We start from the raw sequence: 14,592 nt of genomic DNA on the forward strand, positions 1-14,592 counted from the left end.
CAAGGACGCGCCTACGGGGCGCGGCGGATCAGGAGCAGCGCCCGGTCGTCGTTGACGTCCTTGGCGACCTTCTCGATGAGGTGCCAGGCGGCGCCCTCCCAGCCGGCGGCGACGTACCGGTCGGCCTCTCCGGTGAGGCGGTCGATGCCCTCGCTGATGTCGCGGTCGGCGGTCTCGACGAGCCCGTCGGTGAAGAGCATCAGGACGTCGCCGCGGCGCAGGTTGCCGCGGGTGGGTTCGAACGCGGCGCCGTCGTAGACGCCGAGCAGCGGGCCTTCGCCGGACTTCTCCTGCCAGCGGCCGGTGCCCGCGGAGAGCTGCAGGGCGGGCAGGTGGCCGGCGGAGAGGAGTTCGTAGTCGCCGCTCTCGAGGTCCAGGACGAGGTGGATGGAGGTGGCGAAGCCCTCGTCCCAGTCCTGGCGCAGGAGGTAGCCGTTGGCGGCGGGCAGGAAGCCGTGCGGGGGCAGGGCGCCGAGGAGGCCGCCGAAGGCGCCGGACAGGAGCAGGGCGCGGGAGCCGGCCTCCATGCCCTTGCCGGAGACGTCGGTCAGGACGACCTCCAGGGTGCGGCCGCCGTTGGTGCGGGCGGCGACGACGAAGTCGCCGGAGAAGGACTGGCCGCCGGCGGGGCGCAGGGCCATCTCGCGGTGCCAGCCGCGGGGCAGGGTGGGCAGCTTGCTCTGGACGCGGATGCGTTCGCGCAGGTCGAAGAGCATGGTGCCGCCGCGCCGCCAGGGGACGCCCACGCGGCTGCGGAACTGGGCGATGACGAGCCCGAAGAATCCGCAGGCGGCGACGACCAGGACGGTGCCGGGGGTGACGCGGGCGGGGCCCTCGGTGTAGGGGCCGAGGACGAGGGCCTCGACGATCAGGGCGGCCGCGGAGGCCGCGTACAGGGCGAGGAGGCTGGCGGGGCGCAGCAGCAGGCCGCCCGCGACGATGGGCAGGACGAGGGCGGCGGGCGAGAACCACACCGGGAGCATGAGGGTGCCGCAGGCGATGGCGGGGACGGTCGCGAGCAGCCCGGCGAAGGCCAGCCAGTCGGAGGCGTCGCCGCGGAAGTAGTCGACGGCGGACTTGCGCAGGGCGGTGCGTGCCCGGTGCGACAGCATGCGCGCCCGGGCCAAGAGCGTCTCCACACGTGCTCCGGCCATGTCTTTCGGGACCCTATCCATCATGACTGCGGGCGCGCAGCGGTACCCCCGTACCGCTGCCCTCCGACCGCCTTCGGACGGCCTTCCGGCGGCCCTGGGAGGGTCCGAAAACAGATCGACCGGGACGTATTGCCCTGGTAGGGATGCCGCATGGCTCTTGATACGCGCGTATTGCAGGCTGACGAGTGGGATGTCTGGCACGAGCACCTTGAACTGGCGTTCGGAGGCGTGCCGGAATCCCCCGAGGAGCGGGCGCTCTACCGCTCCCTGACGGAGCCCGAGCGTTCGCTGGGCGTCTGGGACGGGCAGAGCTGCGTCGGCTCGGCCGGGGCGTTCAGCTTCCGGCTGTCGGTGCCGGGCGGCGCCCTCGTCCCGGCGGCGGGCGTGACGATGGTCGGCGTGGCGCCGACCCACCGCAGGCGCGGCGTGCTGACCTCGATGATGCGCCGCCAATTGGACGACATCCGTGCGGGTGGCGAGCCGGTCGCCGTGCTGACGGCCTCGGAGCCGGAGATCTACGGGCGCTTCGGCTACGGCACGGCCGCCTACGCCCTGTCGGTCGACATCGACACCACCCGGGTCCGACTGGAGGTGCCGCCGGGGACGGACGGGGTGCGGCTGCGGCTCGTGGACCCGGAGAAGGCCCTGGCCGACTGCGAGCGGGTGTACGCCGCCCTGGTGAAGGACCGGCCGGGGATGCCGGCCCGGCAGCCGGGGTGGGAGCGGCTGGCGCTGGTGGACCCGCAGTCGCGGCGGGAGGGGGCGTCGCCGCTGAAGTGCGTGGTGGCCGAGGACGCGGGCGGCGAGGTCGTCGGGTACGCGCGGTACCGGCTGCGGATGGACTGGGAGCTGAGCGGCGCGGACGGCAAGGTCCTGGTCGACGCGGTGGACGCGCTGCACCCGGCTGCGTACGCGGCGCTGTGGCGGTACCTCTTCGAGATGGACCTGACCTGGCACGTACGGGCGAACGACCGGCCGGTGGACGATCCGCTGCTGCACCTGGTGAACGACGTGCGGCGGGTACGGGTGCTGCAGCGGGACGCGCTGCACCTGCGGGTGGTGGATCTGCCGGGGGCGCTGGAGGCGCGGGGGTACGGGGCCGCGGTGGACGTGGTGCTGGAGGTGGAGGACGGCTTCTGCCCGTGGAACGCGGGGCGGTGGCGGCTGACGGCCGCGGGCGGCGCGGGGGGTGGGGTGCGATGCGTGCGTACGGGGGACGCGGCCGAGCTGGCCCTGTCCGTGCGGGAGCTGGGTTCTGCGTACCTCGGCGGGATCACGCTGGCCTCCCTCGCGGGGGCGGGGCGGGTCCGTGAACTCCGCCCGGGCGCTCTGCGCGAAGCCTCCCGGGCCTTCGCGGGCGATGTCACCCCCTGGCTCAGCCACCGCTTCTAGGCTGGAAATCCAGCCCCGCCGGCGTTTGGGGCGCGGGGTCCGGGGCGGAGCCCCGGGAAACGGTGAAAGGGCGGGGCGGGGAAGGGCTCCGCGCAGCGGGACCGCCCGGCCGCGGCTAGCGGGTCTGGCAGCCCGGGCACCAGAAGAGGTTGCGGGCGGCGAGGTCGGCGGTGCGGATCTCCGAGCCGCAGACGTGGCACGGCAGGTGCGCCCGCCGGTAGACGTACACCTCACCCCCGTGGTCGTCGACCCGGGGCGGCCGCCCCATGACCTCCGGCAGGTGCTCGTCGCGCACGGTGTCGATGCGGTTCTTCCGCACGCCCTCCCGCATCAGCACCGCCAGGTCCGCCCACATCGCGTCCCACTCGGCCCGGGCGACGTCCTTGCCCAGCCGGTACGGGTCGATGCCGTGCCGGAAGAGGACCTCGGCGCGGTACACGTTGCCGACCCCGGCGACGACCTTCTGGTCCATGAGCAGCGCGGCGATGGTGGTGCGGGAGCGGGAGATCCGCTTCCACGCCCGGTCCGGGTCGTCGGCGGCCCGCAGCGGGTCCGGCCCGAGCCGGTCGTGTATCGCCTTCTTCTCCGCCTCGCCGATCAGCGCACAGGCCGTCGGACCGCGCAGGTCGGCGTGGTGCTCCTCGTTCAGCAGCCGCAGCCGTACGGTGTCCGCGGCCGGCGGGGCCGGCACCGGGCCGAAGCCGAGCTTGCCGAAGAGGCCGAGGTGGATGTGGATCCAGGCGTCGCCGAGCTCCAGGAACAGGTGCTTGCCGTGCGCCTCGGCACTCTCCAGCTCCCGCCCGTCGAGCAGCGCGGCACTCTCGGCGAACCGGCCCTGCGGGCTGCTCACCCGGACCGGCCGGGCGGCGAACCGCTCGGTGTGGTCCTGGGCGAGGCGGTGGATCGTATGCCCCTCGGGCACGGCTGCTCTCCTCGGGTCTGCCTCCGCGGCCGCCTCCGGGTCGGCCGCGGGAACGCGGGAACGGCAGTGCCGCCGGACCCCGCGGGTCCGGCGGCACGCATGTCCTACTGGTCCTGCGGGTGGTGGGCCGGGATCGGGGGGAGGTCGCCGGTCTGCTCGTACGCGGAGAGCATGTCGATGCGGCGGGTGTGGCGCTCCTCGCCGGAGTACGGGGTCGCCAGGAAGGCCTCGATGAAGGAGGTGGCCTCCTCCTGGGTGTGCATCCGGCCGCCGACGGAGATCACGTTGGCGTTGTTGTGCTCGCGGCCGAGCTTCGCGGTCTCGACGCTCCAGGCCAGGATGGCGCGGACGCCCTTGACCTTGTTGGCGGCGATCTGCTCGCCGTTGCCGGAGCCGCCGATCACGATGCCGAGGCTGTCGGCGTCCGCGGCGGTCTTCTCCGCGGCGCGCAGGCAGAACGGCGGGTAGTCGTCGACGGCGTCGTAGATGTGGGGCCCGCAGTCGACGGGCTCGTGGCCGTTGTTCTTGAGCCAGTCCACCAGGTGGTTCTTGAGCTCAAAGCCGGCATGGTCGGATCCGAGGTACACGCGCATGCCCCGAGTGTGTCACGAGGGACCCCGACAGATCACGGCAGGGTGTCGCGTAAGTCACTTCTAAAGCTCAAGTAAACCCAAAGAGTGCAGATGAGACACGGTGGGACCAAGGTCCGGGACCTTGGTCCTTCGCAACGATCCGGACGCGGGTCTTCCGACCGGCGCAGGTCTCGGGTTTGAATGCCGGAACTCTCCACCCGAGAACCTAAGGATTCGTCCATGAGCACCACGACGACCCTTCAGAAGGCAGGCGGCCCCACCGGCGAACCCGGTTCCGCCCAGCCCTCCGACGGTCTCAAGGCCGGTCTCAAGAACCGCCACCTCTCCATGATCGCCATTGGCGGTGTCATCGGCGCCGGCCTGTTCGTCGGCTCCGGCGGCGGTATCGCCAAGGCCGGCCCCGCCATCCTGATCTCGTACCTCCTCGTGGGCGCGATGGTCGTCTTCGTGATGCGCATGCTCGGCGAGATGGCCGCCGCCAGCCCGAACTCGGGCTCCTTCTCGGCCTACGCCGACCGGGCGCTGGGCCGCTGGGCCGGCTTCTCCATCGGCTGGCTGTACTGGTTCTTCTGGGTCGTGGTGCTCGCCGTGGAGGCGACCGCCGGCGCGAAGATCCTCGAAGGCTGGGTCCCGGCCGTCCCGCAGTGGGCCTGGGCCCTGATCGTGATGGTGGTCCTGACGGCCACCAACCTCGGCTCCGTCGCCTCCTACGGCGAGTTCGAGTTCTGGTTCGCGGGCATCAAGGTCGTCGCCATCGGCGCCTTCGTGGTCGTCGGCATGCTCGCCGTCTTCGGCGTGCTGCCGGGCTCGGACAACCCGGGCGCGGGCTTCGCCCACCTCACCGACGCCGGCGGCTTCATGCCGAACGGCTGGGGCTCGGTCCTCACCGGTGTGCTGATGGTCGTCTTCTCCTTCATGGGCAGCGAGATCGTCACCCTGGCGGCCGGCGAGTCCGAGGACCCGCGCCGCGCGGTCACCAAGGCCACCAACTCGGTGATCTGGCGCATCGGCGTCTTCTACCTGGGCTCGATCTTCATCGTCCTGACCCTGCTGCCGTGGAACGACAAGTCGATCGTCGACAAGGGCTCCTACGTCGCCGCCCTGGACTCGATCGGCATCGCCCACGCCGGCCAGATCATGAACGTGATCGTCCTGACGGCCGTGCTGTCCTGCCTGAACTCGGGCCTGTACACCGCTTCCCGCATGGCGTTCTCGCTGGGCGAGCGCGGTGACGCGCCCAAGGCCTTCGCCAAGACCAGCAAGAACGGCGTGCCCACGGCCGCCATCCTGGGCTCGGTGGTGTTCGGCTTCATCGCCGTCTACTTCAACTACACCTCCCCGGACACGGTCTTCAGCTTCCTGCTGAACTCCTCCGGCGCGATCGCGCTCTTCGTCTGGCTGGTCATCTGCCTGACCCAGCTGCGGATGCGCAAGATCCTGGTCCGCGAGGTCCCGGAGAAGCTGACGGTGAAGATGTGGCTCTTCCCGTACCTGACCTGGGCCACCGCCGCGATGATCACCTTCGTCCTCGGCTACATGCTGTACGACAAGGACAACCGCGAGACGGTGCTGTACTCCCTGCTCGTCGCCGCCGTCGTGATCGCCGTCGGCGTGGTGCGCAACGCCCGCCGCAAGGGCGAGGTCGCTGCCGACACCGCTGCCGAGGCCGCGGTCGACGCCGCCTGACCGGCCCCCGCAAAGGCAGCAGCCCCGGACCGCGAGCGCGCGGTCCGGGGCTGCTGCGCAGGCGCCGGCAGGGAAGTCCGTACGGGGTCAGCCGCGGCGTCCCGCCAGCTTCCATGCGGTCGGCAGCGCGCCCATGGCCAGCGCCGCCTTCAGGGCGTCGCCGACCAGGAACGGGGTCAGGCCCGCCGCGACGGCCGCGCCGAAGGACATCCCGGTGGCCAGCACCAGGTACGGCACGCCCACCGCGTAGATCACGGCGGAGCCGAGCGCCATCGCGCCGGCGGTGCGCAGCACCGAGCGGTCGGCGCCGCGCCGGGCGAGGGCCCCGACGATGCCGGAGGCGAGCACCATGCCGAGGACGTAGCCGAAGGAGGCGCCGCCCGCGCCGGAGGTGCCCTGCGCGAACCAGGGCATGCCGGCCGCGCCGAGCAGGGCGTACAGCCCGAGCGAGAGGAAGCCGCGGCGGGCGCCGAGGGCGGTGCCGACGAGCAGCGCCGCGAAGGTCTGGCCGGTGACCGGGACCGGGGAGCCGGGGACGGGCACGGAGAGCTGCGCGGCCAGGCCGGTCAGGGCGGCTCCGCCGACGACGAGCGCGACGTCGCGGACGCGGCTCGCGGGCAGCAGGTCGGCCAGGACGGCGCCGGGGCGGACGGTGACGGAAGCAGTGCTCATCAGAAGGCTCCGCGGATGTATGAGAGGTGACGGGACGATCACCATGAGGGGTGACGGGACGATCACCGACGCTAGTGCGCGCCGCCGCGCCGCCCCACCGCCGCCCGACACAAAGCCCTACTCCCCGGTTTGGTTGGGAGTGCACAAAGTCCTCGGTTACACCCCGAGGCACCGTGATCCGTATCACGAGTCAGAACAGACCCCACGTCCGTTTTGCGCGGATGGGCGCCGACCGGTGAGACTGTAGGGTCCCGCCAATTCCCCTGCGGAGAGCCCCACCGCCGCTGCCGAGCACGAGAGTACGAGCATCCACTCATGCGCGACCGTCTGCCCGACGCACCTCCCCGCGAGCAAGAACTGCCCGCGGAACCCCTCAGCCACAGCCTCAAGCAGCGCCACCTGACCATGCTGGGCCTCGGCGGCGTGATCGGCGCCGGGCTGTTCGTGGGCTCCGGCGCCGGCATCGGCATCGCCGGGCCGGCCATCATCTGCTCCTACCTGCTGGCCGGTGCGCTGGCCATGCTGGTCATGCGGGCGCTCGGCGAGATGTCGGCGGCGATGCCCGCCTCCGGCTCCTTCTCCGTGTACGCGGAGCGGGCGCTGGGGCGCTGGGCCGGCTTCTCGGCAGGCTGGCTGTACTGGTTCCTGCTGGTCGTGGTGCTGGCCGTGGAGGCCACCGGCGCCGCGAAGATCGCGCACGGCTGGGTGCCGGCGGTGGACCAGTGGCTCTGGGTGCTGGTGTTCATGGTGGTCTTCACGGTCACCAACCTGGCCGCGGTGAAGAACTTCGGCGAGTTCGAGTTCTGGTTCGCCGCCCTCAAGGTCGGTGCGATCGTCCTGTTCCTCGTCCTCGGCACGCTCGCGATCCTCGGGCTGCTGCCGGACACCGACCCCGTCGGCCTGGCCAACCTGACCGGGCAGGGCGGCTTCTTCCCGCAGGGCGCCGGCGGGGTGGTCGCGGGCATGCTCGCCGTCATCTTCGCCTTCGGCGGCCTGGAGGTCGTCACCATCGCGGCCGCCGAGTCGGACGACCCGGCGCGCTCGGTGTCCCGCGCCGTGCGCAGCGCCGTGTGGCGCATCCTCTTCTTCTACGTCGGCTCGATGCTGGTCATCGTGACGCTGCTGCCGTGGGACTCGCTGGAGCCCGGGCAGAGCCCGTACGTCGCCGTCCTGGACTCCATCGGCATCCCGGCGGCCGGGCAGATCATGAACATCGTGGTGTTCGTGGCGCTGCTGTCGGCGCTCAACGCCAACCTGTACGGGTCCTCGCGCATGGTGTTCTCGCTGGCCGAGCGCGGGGAGGCGCCCGCGGGGCTGCTGAAGGTGTCGGCCGGCGGGGTGCCGCGCCGGGCGGTGTTCGCCTCGGTGGCCTTCGGCTTCGTGTCGGTGGTGCTGAACCTGCTGTGGCCGGACACGGTGTTCCTCTACATGCTCAACGCGGTCGGTGCGGTGCTGCTGTTCGTGTGGGCGCTGATCGCGGTGTCGCAGCTGCGGCTGCGGCGCGTGCTGGAGCGGGACATGCCGGAGCGGCTGACGCTGCCGATGTGGTGCTTCCCGTACCTGACGTGGACGGCGCTGCTGGCGATGGCGGCGGTGCTGGTGCTGATGCTGTTCGACGACTCGGCGCGGCCGCAGCTGCTGTGGTCCTCGGGCGCGGCGGCCATGGTGCTGCTGGTGGCGTGGGTGCGCGAGATCCGGGCCCGGCGGGCCCTTGCCACGGGCACCTGATCACAGCGGTCACGGCCCCATGAGGCGGGCCCCGTGCGAACGCACGGGGCCCGCCTGCGTGTTTACGGAGGTCCCCCTTGCACGTAACCCGGAATAGATACTGCTAGCGTGCAGTTGCGCATTGATTGCAATAAGCAGTTGGCACGCTGAGGGGACCGGATCACACGCATGGCCATCTACACGCTTCCCGAGCTTCCGTACGAGTACTCGGCTCTCGAGCCGGTGATCAACCCGCAGATCATCGAGCTGCACCACGACAAGCACCACGCGGCCTACGTCAAGGGCGCCAACGACACGCTGGAGCAGCTGGAGGAGGCGCGCGACAAGGAGAACTGGGGCGCGCTGAACGGCCTGGAGAAGAACCTCGCGTTCCACCTCTCCGGCCACATCCTGCACAGCATCTACTGGCACAACATGGCCAGCCCCAAGACCGGCGAGGGCGGCGGCGAGCCGACGGCCGCCGACGGCGTGGGCGAGCTCGCGGACGCGATCACCGAGTCCTTCGGCTCCTTCGCGAAGTTCAAGAAGCAGCTGACCTTCGCCTCCTCCGCCACCCAGGGCTCCGGCTGGGGCGTGCTCGCGTACGAGCCGATCAGCGGCCGCCTGATCGTCGAGCAGATCTACGACCACCAGGGCAACGTCGGCCAGGCCTCGGTGCCGATCCTGGTCTTCGACGCCTGGGAGCACGCCTTCTACCTGCAGTACAAGAACCAGAAGGTGGACTTCATCGAGGCGATGTGGAACGTCGTCAACTGGCAGGACGTCGCCAGGCGCTACGCCGACGCCAAGGCCAACACCCCGCTGCTGATCCCCGCCAAGGGCTGACCGCAGCCACCGGCCCGCCCGCCTCGTGATCGTCTTCTCAACCTTCGCGTGCGGGCGTGTTCAGCAGGAGACCCCCGTGAGGACGTGACTCACGGGGGTCTCCTGTACGTGGGTCGGGCAAGGACTACTCGAAGCTGGGGCCCTTGTCGCGGGTCCGCTTGATCTCGTAGAAGCCCGGGGTGGAGGCGACCAGGAGGGTGCCGTCCCACAGGCGGGCGGCGGCCTCGCCGCGCGGGGTCGGGGTGACGACCGGGCCGAAGAAGGCCACCTCCGAGCCGTCGGCGCCGGGCACGGAGATCACCGGGGTGCCGACCTCCTGGCCGACGCGCTCGATCCCGTTGTTGTGGGACTCGCGCAGCACCTCGTCGTACTCGTCGGAGTCGGCGAAGCGGATCAGCTCGGCCGGCAGGCCGACCTCGTCCAGCGCGGCGGCGATGACCTCGCGGGTCGCGCCCAGGGCCTCGTTGTGGATGCGGGTGCCGAGCGCGGTGTAGAGCTTGCCGGTGACCTCGTCGCCGTGCTTCTGCTGCGCGGCGATCACGACGCGGACGGGCTCCCAGCCCTTGGGGCCGAGCAGTTCGCGGTAGCGCTCGGGCAGCTCGTCCAGCTTGTTCTCGTTGAGGACGGCGAGGCTCATCACGTGCCAGCGGACCTCGACGTCACGGACCTTCTCGACCTCCAGCATCCAGCGGGAGGTCATCCAGGCCCAGGGGCAGAGCGGGTCGAACCAGAAGTCGACCGGGGTCTTCTCGCGCACCTGGGTGTCGGCCATGTCTCTCCTTGCGTCACGTAAGGCATGTCTGGTCGTGTTCCTCCTGCCCAACCGGCCCGGACCCGCCCGCATTCCCCCGTGGGAGGATTCGATCAGGTATCGCGACCACGCACGAAGGAGTGCACGTGCCCGGAGAGAATCTGTCCCGTGACGAGGCCCGCGAGCGGGCCGGACTGCTGTCCGTCGACGGGTACGAGGTGGTGCTCGACCTGCGGTCGGCCGTCGACGAGGCCGAGCCGGAGCAGGGCCCGCGGACGTTCCGCTCGGTCACCACGATCCGCTTCCGGGCCGCCGCGGCGGGCGCCTCCACGTTTGCGGACCTGATCGCGCCGTCCGTGAACTGCGTCACCCTCAACGGGCGGGAGCTGGACCCGGCCGCCGTCTTCGACGGGGCGCGGATCGCCCTGGACGGCCTGGCCTCCGAGAACGTCCTCGTCGTCGACGCGAACTGCGCGTACAGCCGGACCGGCGAGGGCATGCACCGCTTCGTGGACCCCGAGGACGGCGAGGTCTACCTCTACACCCAGTACGAGCCGGCCGACGCCCGGCGGGTCTACGCCAACTTCGAGCAGCCGGACCTGAAGGCGCCCTACCGCTTCGAGGTGACCGCGCCCGAGGGCTGGCAGGTGTGGAGCAACGGCGCCGAGGAGTCCCGCGAGGGCGGGGTCTGGCGGTTCGCCGAGACCGCGCCGATCTCCACGTACATCACCTGTGTGGTGGCGGGCCCGTACCACTACGTGACGGACACCTACACCCGCGGGGACCTGACGATCCCGCTGGGCGCGATGTGCCGCAAGGGGCTCGCCAAGCACTTCGACGCCGACGACGTCTTCCTCGTCACCAAGCAGGGCTTCGACTTCTTCCACGAGCACTTCGACTTCCCGTACCCGTTCGGCAAGTACGACCAGGCCTTCGTGCCCGAGTACAACCTGGGCGCCATGGAGAACCCGGGGATGGTGACCTTCCGCGAGGAGTACATCTTCCGCGGCAAGGTCACCCGGGCGGCGTACGAGCGGCGCTGCAACACGATCCTGCACGAGATGGCCCACATGTGGTTCGGCGACCTCGTCACCATGAAGTGGTGGGACGACCTGTGGCTGAAGGAGTCCTTCGCGGACTTCATGGGCTCCTTCTCGCAGGTGGAGGCGACCCGCTTCGACCAGGCGTGGGTCACCTTCGCCAACAACCGCAAGGCGTGGGCCTACCGGGCCGACCAGCTGCCCTCCACCCACCCGATCACGGCCGACATCCGCGACCTGGAGGCCGCCAAGCTCAACTTCGACGGCATCACGTACTCCAAGGGTGCGGCCGTCCTCAAGCAGCTCGTCGCGTACGTGGGCCGGGAGGCGTTCCTGGAGGGCGCGCGGCGCTACTTCAAGGCCAACGCCTACGGCAACACCACCCTGGACAACCTGCTGTCGGTGCTCGGCGAGGTCTCCGGGCGGGACATGGCCGAGTGGTCGCGGGCGTGGCTGCAGACAGCGGGCGTGAACGTGCTGACGCCGGTGGTGACGTACGACGCCGGCGGGCGTATCACCGAGCTGGCCGTGCTCCAGGAGGGCGAGGAGCTGCGCCCGCACCGGGTCGCGGTCGGCCTGTACCGGCTGCAGGACGGGGCGCTGGTCCGCTACGCGCAGGCCGAGGCGGACGTCGCGGGCGCGCGGACGACCGTGGCGGAGCTGGCCGGGCAGGATCGGCCCGACCTGGTTCTCGTCAACGACGACGACCTGACCTACTGCAAGATCCGCTTCGACGAGCGTTCGCTGGAGACGCTGCGGCTGCGGCTCGGCGACGTCGCGGACACGCTGGCGCGGGCGCTGTGCTGGTCGGCGCTGTGGAACCTGACGCGCGACGGGCTGATGCCGGCCCGGGACTTCGTCTCCCTCGTCCTGGCCCACGCCGGCCGGGAGAGCGACGTCGGCGTGCTGCAGATGCTGCACGCGCAGGCGCTCACCGCGGTCACCCACTACGCGGCGCCCGAATGGCGCGAGCAGGGCGGCCGGGTGCTGGCGGCGGGGGCGCTGCAGGAGCTGCGGCGGGCCGAGCCGGGGTCGGAGCACCAGCTGACGTGGGCCCGGTTCTTCGCCGCGGGCGCGGCGAGCGAGGGCGACTTCCAGCTGCTGCTGGGGCTGCTCGACGGGTCGGCGCGGATCGACGGGCTGGAGGTCGACCAGGAGCTGCGCTGGGACTTCCTGCTGCCGCTGGCCGCGCACGGCGCGGTGGACGAGGCCGCGCTGAACGCGGAGCTGGCGCGCGACGACACGGCCTCGGGCAAGCGGCACCAGGTGCGGTGCCTGGCGGCGCGGCCCTCGGAGGCGGTCAAGGACCAGGCGTGGGCCGCCGTCGTGGAGTCGGACGCGCTGTCGAACGCGCTGGTGGAGGCGACGATCGCGGGCATGCAGCAGCCGTCGCAGCGGGGGCTGCTGGCCGCGTACGCCGACCGCTACTTCGAGGTGATCGAGCGGATCTGGGCGGAGCGGTCGATCCAGATCGGGATGCACGTGGTGCGCGGGATGTACCCGGCGCTGCAGGACGATCCGCGGACGCTGGAGGCCACCGACGCGTGGCTGGCGGCGCACGCGGATGCCGCCCCGGCGCTGCGGCGCCTGGTCCTGGAGGCCCGCGACGACCTGGCCCGCGCCCTGCGCGCCCAGTCCTGCGACGCGGCCGCCGCCACCGCCTGACCGCTGACCGCTGACCGCTGCGCGGAGCCGTTCCCCAGCCCCGCCCCTTCCCGAAAGCGCTCACACGCCGCGCGGGCTGAAATCAGCCCCGCCGGCGTTTGAGGCGCGGGGTCTGGGGCGGAGCCCCGGTTTCGGGAAGGGGCAGGGAGGGGACGGGCCCCGCGCAGCGGCGACCCCGACAGGCGAACAGCGGTATCGGCGATCGAACGGCCGTACTTTAGTGCGGGCTTGTCCTGATTTGTCGACGGAACCGTAACAGTGGTTAGGGAGCCGCCCCCGGGCGGGAAACTCCGCGACATGAACCACAACGCACCCCTCCCCCTCGCCCACCTCGCCGACAGCCGCCCCCGCGTGCTGACCCTCGCGCAGCTCCGCGAGCACGGCGTCAGCGCCTCCGACGCCGCCGACCGCTCCTGGCAGGAGATCCTCCCGGGCGTCTTCCTCCTGCACCCCGGCGTCGCGACGACCGAGGAGCGGCTGCACGCCTCCCTGCTGTACGCGGCCCGCCGCGGCGGCGAGGCCATGATCACCGGCCTGGCGGCGCTCGCGCTGTACCGGTTCGCCTCCGCCCCCGCCCTGCTCTCCCTCCCCCAGATCGACGTGCTCGTCCCGCACACCCGCCGCCTGCGCTCCGTCGGCACGGTGCGGATCGTCCGCACGCACACCCCGCCCCGCCCCCTGGAGGTGACGGGCCTGCCCGTGGCCCCGGTGGCCCGGGCCCTGGCCGACGCGGTGGCCCAGCTGTCCGACGCCGGCACCGTGCGCCGCCTGCTCAGCGAGGCCGTCCGCGCCGGGCACTGCGAACCGGCGGCCGTCGTGCGGGAGCTGACGGTGGCACGGCTGCTGAACCGGCCGCACGTCGTGGACGCCGTCGAGTCCCTCCTCGCCGAGGGGCGGGCCATTGCCGAGGACCGGCTGTACCAGCTGGTCGGCGGCCACGAGCTCCCCGAGCCGGTCTGGAACGTGGACCTGCGCCTGCCCGGCGGCCCGCACCTGGGCGGGGTGGACGCGTACTGGCCGGAGCAGGCCGTCGCCGTGGAGATCGACACCCGGGCGCCCCGGCAGGGCGAGGACGAGGAGTGGTCGGAGGCGGTGCGCAAGCGCGAGACGCTGGAGCGGCTCGGGGTGACCGTCCTGCACATCACCCCGCGCAAGCTCCGCGACTGGCCCGAGCAGCAGGCCGCGGTCATCCGCGCCGCCCTGACCGCCTCGGGCGGCCGGGAGCCCGCCGCCTACCTGGTGGTGCTGCCGCGGTGAGAGGGCGGCGCCGGGTTCGCCGGCGAGTACTCCGGAGCGCTCCAGCGCAGCCGTCCGGGGTGCAGGGCCTCCACCACGGACTCGATGCGGAAGCGGACGCTGCGGCTGCCGTCGGCGGCGAACTCCGTCCGGGCCCGGCCGCTGAGCTGGAGCACCGCACCGGTCTCCCAGTGCGGGAACAGCAGCCCGGCCCTCGGGTCGGCGGCCAGGTTCCCCAGGGTGAGGAACATGGCGTTGCCCGGGTAGTCGGGCCAGGACAGCTCGGCCGGCGAGAGCACCTCCACGAAGCCGGGCAGCCCGCCGCGGTGGCTGGCGTCCGTACCGTCCTCGGCGGTGGTCGCGACGAAGAAGGTGTCGGCGGCCCGGACGGCCCGCTGCTGGCCGGCGGTGAGCGCGGCCCCGCGCCGTACGACCCCGGGCCCTTCGGCGGCGAGCTCCAGCGGCTGCCGCTTCTGGAGGTACTTGGGGCAGTTGGCGAAGACCTGCTCGGCCGCGACCTCGAACCCGCCCGGGGCCGGCTCCAGGATTCCGTTGAGCCGCATCCGGCGGCGGGTGCGCGGGTCGAGGGCGATGGTCCCGACGCGGGTGCCGGCGGTGGCGAGCGCCCCGGCGAGCGGGTCGCCGGCCGGGAGCCCGCCGGTCACCGCGATCCGGTCGGTGCCCGTGGCCCGGACGAAGCCGGGCGGGCCGGTGAGCAGCGAGGCCCACAGCCGCCCGGCCGCGTCGGCGGCGCCGACGACCAGGTGGGGCTGGCGGGCGAGGAAGTCGGCGGCGACGTCCTTGATGCCCGCGCCGATCGAGCGGCCGACGCGCTCGGCGAGCTCGCGTACGCCGACCCTTTCCTGCACGGCCAGCGAGCCCTGGTGGTAGCGGTCCACACGGTCCACGGTGACCTCCTGTCGAGGAT

General features: G+C 72.1%; 12 protein-coding genes. 6 read left to right on the plus strand and 6 right to left on the minus strand.

From position 1 onward, the window contains the following. Positions 1-11: 11 nt before the first annotated feature. Positions 12-1,154: a PP2C family protein-serine/threonine phosphatase gene (locus AB0F11_RS09040; protein ID WP_362169929.1), complete on the minus strand. Its 1,143-nt coding sequence runs from the start codon at positions 1,152-1,154 to the stop codon at positions 12-14. Between the two features lie 150 nt (positions 1,155-1,304). Here AB0F11_RS09040 and AB0F11_RS09045 point away from each other — a divergent pair, with 150 nt between their 5' ends. Beyond that, positions 1,305-2,546: a GNAT family N-acetyltransferase gene (locus AB0F11_RS09045; RefSeq protein ID WP_362169931.1), complete on the plus strand. Its 1,242-nt coding sequence runs from the start codon at positions 1,305-1,307 to the stop codon at positions 2,544-2,546. Positions 2,547-2,661: 115 nt separating this feature from the next. Here the strand turns inward: AB0F11_RS09045 and AB0F11_RS09050 are convergent, their stop codons facing one another. Continuing rightward, complete coding sequence (locus AB0F11_RS09050; protein ID WP_362169933.1) at positions 2,662-3,468, minus strand: DNA-formamidopyrimidine glycosylase family protein; 807 nt, start codon at positions 3,466-3,468, stop codon at positions 2,662-2,664. 104 nt (positions 3,469-3,572) lie between these two features. Beyond that, positions 3,573-4,061, minus strand: coding sequence for a ribose-5-phosphate isomerase (locus AB0F11_RS09055; RefSeq protein ID WP_361909573.1), 489 nt, complete (start codon positions 4,059-4,061; stop codon positions 3,573-3,575). A gap of 219 nt (positions 4,062-4,280) precedes the next feature. Here AB0F11_RS09055 and AB0F11_RS09060 point away from each other — a divergent pair, with 219 nt between their 5' ends. Next, complete coding sequence (locus AB0F11_RS09060) at positions 4,281-5,747, plus strand: amino acid permease (RefSeq protein WP_362169935.1); 1,467 nt, start codon at positions 4,281-4,283, stop codon at positions 5,745-5,747. Positions 5,748-5,834: 87 nt separating this feature from the next. Here the strand turns inward: AB0F11_RS09060 and AB0F11_RS09065 are convergent, their stop codons facing one another. Further along, positions 5,835-6,419 carry a biotin transporter BioY gene (locus AB0F11_RS09065; protein ID WP_362169937.1) on the minus strand — a complete coding sequence of 195 codons (585 nt, stop codon included), beginning with the start codon at positions 6,417-6,419 and terminating at the stop codon, positions 5,835-5,837. Positions 6,420-6,734: 315 nt separating this feature from the next. On the opposite strand from AB0F11_RS09065, the gene AB0F11_RS09070 reads away from it, so the two are divergent. Then, a complete protein-coding gene (locus tag AB0F11_RS09070) occupies positions 6,735-8,147 on the plus strand; it encodes an amino acid permease (RefSeq protein ID WP_362169939.1) in 1,413 nt (470 codons plus the stop codon). 168 nt (positions 8,148-8,315) lie between these two features. Next, positions 8,316-8,972, plus strand: coding sequence for a superoxide dismutase (locus AB0F11_RS09075; RefSeq protein ID WP_362169941.1), 657 nt, complete (start codon positions 8,316-8,318; stop codon positions 8,970-8,972). Between the two features lie 124 nt (positions 8,973-9,096). On the opposite strand, the gene AB0F11_RS09080 is transcribed toward AB0F11_RS09075, so the two are convergent. After that, positions 9,097-9,744, minus strand: a complete 648-nt coding sequence (locus tag AB0F11_RS09080) for a DsbA family protein (protein WP_362169943.1) — start codon at positions 9,742-9,744, stop codon at positions 9,097-9,099. 125 nt (positions 9,745-9,869) lie between these two features. Here AB0F11_RS09080 and pepN point away from each other — a divergent pair, with 125 nt between their 5' ends. Then, the gene (pepN, locus tag AB0F11_RS09085; protein WP_362169945.1) at positions 9,870-12,428 is read left to right on the plus strand and encodes an aminopeptidase N; all 2,559 of its coding nucleotides are present in this window, start codon (positions 9,870-9,872) and stop codon (positions 12,426-12,428) included. A gap of 297 nt (positions 12,429-12,725) precedes the next feature. Further along, positions 12,726-13,685, plus strand: a complete 960-nt coding sequence (locus AB0F11_RS09090; protein ID WP_362169947.1) for a hypothetical protein — start codon at positions 12,726-12,728, stop codon at positions 13,683-13,685. Here the strand turns inward: AB0F11_RS09090 and AB0F11_RS09095 are convergent. Then, the gene (locus AB0F11_RS09095; RefSeq protein WP_362169984.1) at positions 13,661-14,563 is read right to left on the minus strand and encodes a pyridoxamine 5'-phosphate oxidase family protein; all 903 of its coding nucleotides are present in this window, start codon (positions 14,561-14,563) and stop codon (positions 13,661-13,663) included. The genes AB0F11_RS09090 and AB0F11_RS09095 overlap by 25 nt on opposite strands. Between the last annotated feature and the right edge of the window lie 29 nt (positions 14,564-14,592).

Source organism: Streptomyces sp. NPDC032472 (assembly GCF_040636955.1).
Classification (GTDB): Bacteria; Actinomycetota; Actinomycetes; order Streptomycetales; family Streptomycetaceae; genus Streptomyces.